Genomic DNA, 8874 nt, shown 5'->3' on the forward strand with positions numbered 1-8874 from the left:
CCTTTTTTGTTACTTATTGGAGAAGTATCCAAGAAGCAAGTCCGAAGGGCGATGCTGATTGGTTAATACTTCCCATGCGATAGCGACCCAAGAAGCACACCGTTAGGGAGTGCTGATTGGTCAGTCGCGAACCGCTGGGGCGAGCCAAAAAGTAAGAGGGAAGGGAAGGGTAATCTGTTGTGAAAAGACAGTCCTTGCGAGTTTGATACGCAGGAAAAGAGATACACTTCTAAATATCCCCCTCTTCCCCCTCCCAAAACAAAAAACACCCGCCATACGTCTGTACAGCGAGTGTCTTTTTCTTATTCAGTCTTTGCGCCGGTCGTGGTTTCCCTTATGCTTCGTATTTTTTGAAGCAGAGAGAGCCGTTGTGACCGCCGAAGCCGAAGGAATTAGACAGTGCATAGCGCACTTCTTTTTGTACCGGTGCTTCGGTCGTGTAGTTGAGGTCGCATTCTTCATCTTTTACCTGATAGCCGATCGTCATCGGGATGAAACCTTCTTCGATCGCTTTGACGCAGACGATCGATTCGATGCCGCCTGCCGCACCGAGAAGGTGGCCTGTCATCGATTTTGTCGAACCGATGTTGACTTTGCGTGCGTTTTCTTCGCCGAGCGCGATCTTGATAGCGTTCGTTTCGTATTTGTCATTGAGGCCCGTAGACGTGCCGTGTGCGTTGATATAGTCGATCTCTTCCGGTTTTGCACCTGCTTCGGTGTATGCCATGATCATTGCCTGCGATGCCGCATCGCCTGTCGGGGACGGGCTGGTGATGTGATATGCGTCAGCCGTTGCGCCGTAGCCGCCTACTTCTGCGTAGATCTTCGCACCGCGTGCGAGTGCGTGCTCAAGCTCCTCGAGAACGAGGATAGCTGCACCTTCACCCATGACGAAGCCACCGCGTTCCGCATCGAACGGGATCGATGCGCGGTCGGGATCTTCGCTGTGCGAGAGTGCTTTCATATTGTTGAAGCCTGCTGCCGTGAATTTTGTGATGGATGCTTCCGTACCGCCTGCGAGCGCAACGTCAAGACGACCTGCTTTGATCGCGGCGAACGCTTCACCGACCGTGTGCGCACTCGATGCACAAGCACTGACAACGGCGAAGTTCGTACCTTTGAAACCATAGCGCATAGCTACGCCGCCTGCCGCCATGTTCGAAAGAAGCATCGGGATCGCGAACGGCGATACGCGGCTGTTGCCTTTTTCGAGGAACTTCGTGAACTCTGTTTCGAGCGAATTAACACCGCCGATACCCGTACCGACATAGACACCGATGCGGAACGCATCATCTTCTTTGAACTCGGTACCTGCATCAACGAGTGCCTGACGGGACGCTTCTACGACATACTGCGTATAAAGGTCTGTACGGCGAGCTTCTTTTTTGTCATAGCAGAGAGAGGAATCGAAGTCTTTTACCTCTGCCGCGAGCTTCACGCCCATGTCGGACGTATCGAAGCGCGTGATCGGCGCAATGCCGTGTTTGCCTGCTTTGATATTCTCCCAGAAAGTAGGAACATCGTTCCCGATCGGGCTGACAACGCCCAATCCTGTAACAACTACTCTTTTCATTCAAGTGATCTCCTTGTGTTCTATTTATTGTGGTGATTGCATACGTTCTCTATGATACACCTAGCATATGAGAAAATCTCTCTTTTGTCAAGCAAAATGCGCGTTTATCCTTTGCGTCATCGCGTTTCGTCTGAATGTGACTATATATGTTGCATAACAGGCGTCGATAGATTTGTTTTATCGTAATATTAGTAAAAACAATCAAGCATTTTACGAAAAATGTGCTATTCTATATCGCTTTTTATTTTGAAATAGTGTATACTGTTTATAGAAAGGCAGGTGAGTTGTATCGAACTTTCAGAAAGACAACAGACGATACTGCAAATTATAGAGGATAAGGGGCCTATCACAGGACAGGAGATCGCGAGCATGCTGAACTTATCGCGTGCGGCACTTCGTCCCGATCTTGCCGTCTTGTCGATGGCGGGGCTTCTTGATGCCAGACCTCGTGTGGGGTATTTCGCCACGGGGCGTAAGCCGTCCGATATATTTGCAGGGCTTCTTGCGGATATCATGATCGGGAGTGAGCAATCGCGTCCTATCGTTATTCGTGAAACAGCGAGCGTCTATGATGCAGTCGTGACGATGTTCATGGAAGATGTCGGTTCTCTGATCGTCGTATCGGAGGGCGATTATATCGAGGGCATCATCTCTCGTAAGGATCTCTTGAAGGCGGCTATCGGGCCGAAAAACCTTTCTGAGCTTCCGGTGAAAGTCGTTATGACCAGAATGCCCAACATTATCATGGCCACGGCGCAAGAGTCCGTCCTGCGCGGTGCCCAGCGTCTGATCGAGCATCAGATAGACACGCTTCCGGTCGTTGAGCCGGTATATGTTGACGGACAGGAACGATTCCGTGTCATCGGACGATTCACGAAGAGTAATATCACGCAGCTCTTTGTCCGCTTGGCACAGGAATAAGGTAATAGGGGGTATCACATTTTGTTAATGGAGCCAACTAAATCTACGATCGTATATATTCTTTCCGACTCTGTCGGGGAGACGGGTGAAGCTGTCGTCCGCGCTGCGGTAAGTCAGTTTGACTGCGATCATATCATTTTTCGCCGTCGTCCTTATATGATGACGACGCGTCAAATCGAGATCGCGATCCGCGATGCCAAACGTGAAGAGGCACTCATCGTATATACGCTCGTAACCGAGAATCTGCGCACATTTTTGCAAGAGAAGACAAGAGAAGAGAATGTGACGGCAGTAGATATCATGGGCCCGATGCTCGAAGCCATTCGGCGCTCGACCGAACTCGAACCGCGTCGCGAAGCAGGCGCACTCCGTCGCATGGACGATGCTTATTTCAAGAAGATCCATGCCATCGAGTTCGCGATCAAGTATGATGACGGCAAAGAGCCGCGTGGTTTCCTTTTGGCGGATATCGTCATCGTCGGTATCAGCCGTACGAGTAAGACGCCGCTGTGTATCTACTTAGCAAATCAAGGTTATAAGGTAGCCAATCTTCCCATCGTACCCGAGATCTCTCCGCCGGAAGAGATATTCCAGGTAGAAAGCAAGAAGATATTCGGTCTTACGATCAACCCTTCTCATCTTTTCGAGATTCGCAAAACGCGGCTCCAGAGCATGGGGCTGTCAGCGAAAGCAGATTATGCCAACTATGACCGTATCCTCAGAGAACTTGACTACGGCGAGAAACTGATGCGTAAGCTCGGTTGTCCTATCCTCGACGTAACGAACAAGGCAACTGAAGAAACGGCGGGACTGATTTTAGAATTATACGAAAAGAGGAATGGAAGATGACAAAATACGTTTATTTATTCAAAGAGGGTAATGCCGACATGCGTTCCCTGCTTGGCGGCAAGGGTGCTAACCTTGCCGAAATGACAAATCTCGGACTTCCTGTACCGCAGGGTCTTACCATCACGACAGACGCTTGCCGCGAATACTATGCCGCAGGACGAAAGCTTCCCGCAGGTCTTCGCGAAGAAGTCGAAAAGAACCTCAAAACGCTTGAAGAACAGACAGGCAAACGTTTCGGTGATGCCGCTTGTCCGCTTCTCGTTTCCGTACGAAGCGGTGCCGTATTCTCCATGCCGGGCATGATGGATACGATCCTCAACCTCGGTCTTAACGAAGATACGGTAGAAGGTCTTGCACAGGCAACGAACAACAAGCGTTTCGCATATGACGCATACCGTCGTTTCATTCAGATGTTCTCCGACGTCGTAATGGAGCTTCCGAAATATGAATTCGAAACGATCCTCTCCAACCAAAAAGATGCCCAAGGCGTCAAATTCGACCAGGAACTCTCCGCGGAATCTCTCCGCATCATCATAGATGAATACAAAGACCTCTACCATATGCGCGTTGGCGAACCGTTCCCGGAAGACCCGCGCGACCAGCTCTTCAGCGCGATCGAAGCCGTATTCCGTTCGTGGAACAACGACCGTGCCATCATCTATCGTAACCTCAACAAGATCGACCACGATCTCGGCACGGCTGTCAACGTACAGTCGATGGTATTCGGCAACATGGGTGATGACTGCGGTACAGGCGTAGCGTTCACGCGTAACCCGTCCACAGGCGAAAACAAACTCTACGGCGAATATCTCACCAACGCACAGGGTGAAGACGTTGTAGCAGGTATCCGCACGCCGCAGCCGATCGCAAAACTCGAAAGCGAAATGCCGGAGATCTTCGAACAATTCAACAACATCGCACTCACGCTCGAAAAACACTACCGCAACATGCAGGATATCGAGTTCACCATCGAAAAAGGCAAACTCTATATGCTCCAGACGCGTAACGGTAAACGTACGGCTGCTGCCGCTGTCAAAGTAGCCTGCGACCTCGCTGACGAAGGTCTTGTTACGAAAGAAGAAGCCGTCCTTCTCGTAGAGCCTGAACAGCTCCATCAGCTCCTCCACCGCCAGATCAGCCCGTCGGCTAAAGTAGACGTCATCACCAAAGGTCTTCCCGCATCGCCGGGTGCCGCTTGCGGTCATGTCGTATTCGATGCAGACGATGCCGAAGCACGCGGTAAAAAAGGTGAAAAAGTCGTTCTCGTTCGTATGGAAACGACGCCTGACGATATCCACGGCATCATCGAAGCACAAGGCGTACTCACCAGCCGCGGCGGCATGACGAGCCATGCGGCAGTAGTAGCACGCGGTATGGGCAAACCGTGCGTATGCGGCTGCGAATCGCTCAAAGTAGACTACAACGCAAAAACGATCATCGTCAAAGATACGGTTATCAAAGAAAACGACATCATCACCATCGACGGTGCAACAGGCCGCGTCATGCTCGGTGAAGTCGAACTCGAAGAACCGAAACTCTCCGATGAATATATCAAACTCCTCGGCTGGGCAAACGAAGTCAAATCCCTCTCCATCCGTGCCAACGCAGACACGCCTGAAGATGCGGCAAAAGCTCGCTCCTTCGGCGCAGAAGGCATCGGCCTCGTTCGTACTGAACATATGTTCATGGCGCAAGACAGACTTCCGTTCGTACAGCAGATGATCCTCTCCGAAACGAAAGCAGAGCGCATCGAAGCACTCGCACACCTCCTCCCGATGCAGGAAGGCGACTTCTACGGAATCCTCAAAGCAATGGACTCCCTCCCGGTATGTATCCGTCTTCTCGACCCGCCGCTTCATGAATTCCTCCCGAGCCAGGAAGAACTCGTTATCGAAACGACGCGCCTTGAAGCACTCGGCACAGACCCTGATCGCCTTGCCGAAGCACAGGAACTTTTGAAACAAGTCAAAAAACTCCACGAAGCAAACCCGATGCTCGGTCATCGTGGCTGCCGTCTTGGTATCACGTATCCCGAAGTATACGAAATGCAGATGCGTGCCATCTGTCAAGCGGCTGCTCGCCTTGCGAAAGAAGGACTCACGCCGCTTCCGGAAATCGAAATTCCGCTCACCATCAGCGCAGAAGAAATGGCATTCTTCAAACCGCGCATCGACCGCATCGCTGCGGAAGTTATGGAAGAAACGGGTGCGAAATTCCATTACAGCGTAGGTACCATGATCGAAATGCCGCGTGCCGCACTCCTCGCTGACGAACTCGCCGAATACGCAGAATTCTTCAGCTTCGGCACCAACGACCTTACGCAGACCTGCCTCGGCTTCAGCCGTGACGATGCCGAAGGTAAATTCCTCGGTGACTACCTCGCAGAAAAGATACTCAAAGAAAATCCGTTCGCCGTACTCGACCAGAAAGGCGTCGGCAAACTCATGAAGATCGCCACTACAGGCGGCCGTGCAACTCGCCCGAACCTCGTAGCAGGTATCTGCGGTGAACATGGCGGCGACCCTGACTCCATCGCATTCTGCCACCAGATCGGCCTCGACTTTGCAAGCTGCTCGCCGTATCGCGTGCCGATCGCACGTCTCGCTGCAGCACATGCCGCACTCAAAGGCTGATACATACGCGCAGTATAACAGCATAACGGAATAACGAAAGCCCTCCTATCATAGGAGGGCTTTTCTGTGTGGTGCGTATTCAATGCGATAATAAAATAGTACCGATTTGTCTTGTAGGTGTTGACAATTTATAATCTTCACATTATAATAACATTAAGCTAATCGCTACTAGCTAATCGCTAGTATATTATAAAGGAGGAGTCAATTATGATCACATCGACTACAACACTTCAAGATTTATTCAACCTTGCTGTACAAACATTGGCTAATGTGCAAACGGGTGAAACCTTTATCGTTAAAGATTTGTTCCGAGGTTACGAATGGAATCGTATCGCAAAAGGAAACAGAACAAAATTGGGTGCAATGTTCCTTGCCTATGCAAAAGAAGACGGGAAGTTCGCGATCAAAGCAGTTGGGAAAACCCCTCAAAATCAACAAATTTATGAAAAAATATAATATTTGCCGTATCGCACGTCTTGCTGCAGCACATGCCGCACTCAAAGGCTGATACATACGCGCAGTATAACAGCATGATAAAAGCCCTCCTTGTGATAAGGAGGGCTTTTTTATCGTATGCGTGACGATAACACATCGCAAACGCGGCAGGATATACAGACTTTTCTTCCGTATATCTTTCCACCGCCCCTAGGCTCCCTTTGCCAGGGGAGCTGTCAGTCGAGAAGGCTGACTGAGGGGTAGTACTCTCTCCCTTCGTCTTCGCCTTACGGCGAATCCACCTCCCTCATCAGAGGGAGGCAGAATATACTCCGCAAAGGAAGGCTTTTTCGTTCCCATATTCTCCTCATCGTGCTACAATAGACATATCACATATAAGGAGAACAACCATGACAGAACAGCTTACTTCCATATACGGCAACCTCCCTGACGGTGCGCGCGACGTACGCATCACAGTATTCGTTGAAGAACAAGGATTCCAAGAAGAATTCGACACGATAGACCACCGCGCACACCATGCCCTTCTCACTGTTGGCACAGAGCCAATAGGCACAGGCCGCGTATTCATCGAAGAAGGTACTACGTGGCATATCGGCAGACTTGCCATCAAAAAAGAATACCGCGGACAAGGACGCGGTGCGAAAATACTAGCCTACCTCGAGGATATCGCGCGTCAGCACGGCGCGACTGCGACTATTCTCGGCGCACAATGCCGCGCACAGGAATTCTACGCCCTGCAAGGGTATCAGCCCTACGGCGACGTATTCTACGAAGAAGACTGTCCGCACGTGATGATGAAGAAGGGGATGTGAGGGGCATCTTTGATATCTGATAGCAAGCGGTGTTTTCTGTAACGGCTCCCTCTGATGAGGGAGCTGTCTGCGAAGCAGACTGAGGGAGAGACCGTCTTGGCATGACAATGAGCGGTCATTCTCTCCCTCCGTCATGGGCGAGCCATGCCACCTCCCTCGTCAGAGGAAGGCTAGGGGTACCACGATGCTTTGGCTTATGCTATGCACTTTTTCTTCATACAGAAAACTCCTCAATGGGTTCGGGTTCATTAGGGAGTCTGAGGCGAAGTACGCGACGCGACGGAGCGAGTGCATCGTGTCAATTGTCTGAGCGAACGAAGAGAAGCGAGTTTTGACACGCGGTCGTGTCATCTCGTTTTTAGTCGCAGACACGACCGCAAGCGAAACGCAGGAGCGAGAACGTACTCCGAAGACGTACGTGGAACCCGAGAGCTTCTCGCTAACGAACGTCGAAGAAAACGAGTGTCAACGAAGTTTGATTCGCAACGGTAGTTGTGTGCCTTCTAGGCGAATTCTTTCTTGTGCGGCGCAAGAAAGAAGGGGGAGGGAAAAGTGATGAACTTACAATAAGACTTCCTTTATTCCCGCACCACATAAAACAAAATAATACCAAAAACAAAAAGCCCCGCAGGGCATCTCTATCTAAAGAGTACCTGCGAGGCTTATCTTTTTTTATCAGCCGTTTTTCTTCATGAAGTCTTCCATGAAGTCAGCGAGTGCCTGTGCACCTTCGAGCGGCATTGCGTTGTAGATGGACGCGCGAAGACCGCCGACACTGCGGTGACCTTTGAGGCCGCCGAGGCCTGCTGCTTTCGATTCTGCGACGAACTGTTTTTCGAGTTCTTCGCTCGGAAGGCGGAACGTCACGTTCATGCGGGAACGGCTGTCAGCCTGTGCATGACCGCGGAAGAAGCCGTTCGATGCATCGATGACATCATAGATGAGTTTTGCTTTCTGTTCGTTGCGTTTCTGTGCGCCTTCAAGACCGCCGTTAGCTTTGAGCCACTGGAGGACGAGATTGACGATGTATACGCTGAACGAAGGCGGCGTGTTGTAGAGCGAGTTTTTCTTAGCGTGCGTCTGGTAACGGAGCATCGTCGGGATGTTCGCATTGACAGGAGCGGCTTCGAGAAGCTCACGGCGAGCAACAACGACCGTTACACCGGACGGACCGAGGTTTTTCTGTGCGCCTGCGTAGATAAGCGAGAATTTGGAAGCGTCGAACGGACGGCTGAGCATATCGGACGACATGTCAGCGAAGAGCGGAACATCACCGAAAGACGGAAGTTCCTGCCACTGCGTACCGAAGATCGTGTTGTTCGACGTGATATGTACGTATGCCGCGTTGTCGGAGAGCTTGATCTCATCCATCGTCGGGATGCGGACATAGTTGCCGTCTTCCGTCGTAGCCGCAACGTGCGTCTGACCGATCATTTTAGCTTCTTTGAGAGCCTTTTCGGACCATGCGCCCGTCAGGATATAGTTGGCAACTTTGCCTTCGCCGAGGAAGTTCAGCGGCATCATAGCGAATTGCGTGCTGGCACCACCCTGAAGGAACAGTACCTGATAGTCGTCGCCAAGACCGAGAAGCTCTTTCATCGTAGCTTCAGCCTGATTGTTCACTTCGTCA

At 51.1% G+C, this 8874-nt stretch carries 7 protein-coding genes; 5 read left to right on the forward strand and 2 right to left on the reverse strand.

Annotated features, from left to right (window positions below; all coding sequences use genetic code 11):
* Positions 1-334: 334 nt before the first annotated feature.
* The gene (fabF, locus tag IJN28_01330) at positions 335-1573 is read right to left on the reverse strand and encodes a beta-ketoacyl-ACP synthase II (GenBank protein ID MBQ6712414.1); all 1239 of its coding nucleotides are present in this window, start codon (positions 1571-1573) and stop codon (positions 335-337) included.
* A gap of 279 nt (positions 1574-1852) precedes the next feature.
* Between fabF and IJN28_01335 the strand changes: the two genes are divergently transcribed.
* From IJN28_01335 to IJN28_01355, 5 genes are all read left to right on the forward strand, one after another.
* Positions 1853-2494: a helix-turn-helix transcriptional regulator gene (locus IJN28_01335; protein ID MBQ6712415.1), complete on the forward strand. Its 642-nt coding sequence runs from the start codon at positions 1853-1855 to the stop codon at positions 2492-2494.
* A gap of 27 nt (positions 2495-2521) precedes the next feature.
* Entirely contained in the window at positions 2522-3343 is an 822-nt protein-coding gene (locus tag IJN28_01340; protein ID MBQ6712416.1) for a kinase/pyrophosphorylase, read from the forward strand.
* Positions 3340-5976 carry a pyruvate, phosphate dikinase gene (locus IJN28_01345; protein ID MBQ6712417.1) on the forward strand — a complete coding sequence of 879 codons (2637 nt, stop codon included), beginning with the start codon at positions 3340-3342 and terminating at the stop codon, positions 5974-5976. The genes IJN28_01340 and IJN28_01345 overlap by 4 nt, the downstream gene beginning before the upstream one ends.
* A 207-nt stretch (positions 5977-6183) precedes the next feature.
* Positions 6184-6432, forward strand: a complete 249-nt coding sequence (locus IJN28_01350) for a single-stranded DNA-binding protein (protein ID MBQ6712418.1) — start codon at positions 6184-6186, stop codon at positions 6430-6432.
* Positions 6433-6821: 389 nt separating this feature from the next.
* Complete coding sequence (locus tag IJN28_01355; protein MBQ6712419.1) at positions 6822-7244, forward strand: GNAT family N-acetyltransferase; 423 nt, start codon at positions 6822-6824, stop codon at positions 7242-7244.
* A gap of 675 nt (positions 7245-7919) precedes the next feature.
* Here IJN28_01355 and serC read toward each other — a convergent pair.
* Positions 7920-8874: 3-phosphoserine/phosphohydroxythreonine transaminase (gene serC / locus IJN28_01360; protein ID MBQ6712420.1), on the reverse strand; the 955-nt coding region annotated here is incomplete at its 5' end.

It is taken from the genome of Selenomonadales bacterium (assembly GCA_017442105.1).
GTDB lineage: Bacteria > Bacillota > Negativicutes > RGIG982 > RGIG982 > RGIG982.

Bases quoted from the DNA above. Each gene is read 5' to 3' on its own strand.
- IJN28_01340 (MBQ6712416.1), top strand. From the start codon at position 2,522: ATGGAGCCAACTAAATCTACGATCGTATATATTCTTTCCGACTCTGTC.
- IJN28_01350 (MBQ6712418.1), top strand. From the start codon at position 6,184: ATGATCACATCGACTACAACACTTCAAGATTTATTCAACCTTGCTGTA.
- IJN28_01355 (MBQ6712419.1), top strand. From the start codon at position 6,822: ATGACAGAACAGCTTACTTCCATATACGGCAACCTCCCTGACGGTGCG.
- IJN28_01345 (MBQ6712417.1), top strand. From the start codon at position 3,340: ATGACAAAATACGTTTATTTATTCAAAGAGGGTAATGCCGACATGCGT.
- fabF (MBQ6712414.1), bottom strand. From the start codon at position 1,573: ATGAAAAGAGTAGTTGTTACAGGATTGGGCGTTGTCAGCCCGATCGGG.